The sequence below is a fragment of the Mesorhizobium sp. M8A.F.Ca.ET.207.01.1.1 genome, from assembly GCF_004794715.1.
GTDB lineage: Bacteria > Pseudomonadota > Alphaproteobacteria > Rhizobiales > Rhizobiaceae > Mesorhizobium.
This window is the reverse complement of record NZ_SRUS01000288.1, coordinates 1-344: the sequence shown is the minus strand read 5'-3', so window position 1 is coordinate 344 and position 344 is coordinate 1. Positions and strand designations below refer to the sequence as shown.

Below are 344 nucleotides of genomic sequence, written 5' to 3'. Positions count from 1 at the left end.
TCGGCATCCTGCTGATCGGTTTTGCCGTGATGGACGGCTTCGACCTGGGCGTGGGCACCCTGCTGCCCTTCGTCGCCCGCAACGATGCCGAACGCCGCCGGGTGATCAACACCATCGGCCCGGTCTGGGAAGGCAACCAGGTGTGGCTGATCCTGGGCGGCGGTGCGATCTTCGCCGCCTGGCCGCCGCTGTATGCGGTCAGCTTCTCGGGCTTCTACCTGGCGATGTTCGTGATCCTGTTCGCGCTGATCCTGCGCCCGGTCGGCTTCAAGTTCCGCAGCAAGATGCCGAGCGAGCGCTGGCGCAACACCTGGGACTGGGCGCTGTTCATCGGCGGCTTCATC

General features: G+C 66.0%; 1 protein-coding gene. It reads left to right on the top strand.

The annotated features are described in order from the left end of the window. On the top strand, positions 1–344 hold a 344-nt coding region (gene cydB, locus EN850_RS34580; protein WP_136093005.1), incomplete at both ends, for a cytochrome d ubiquinol oxidase subunit II.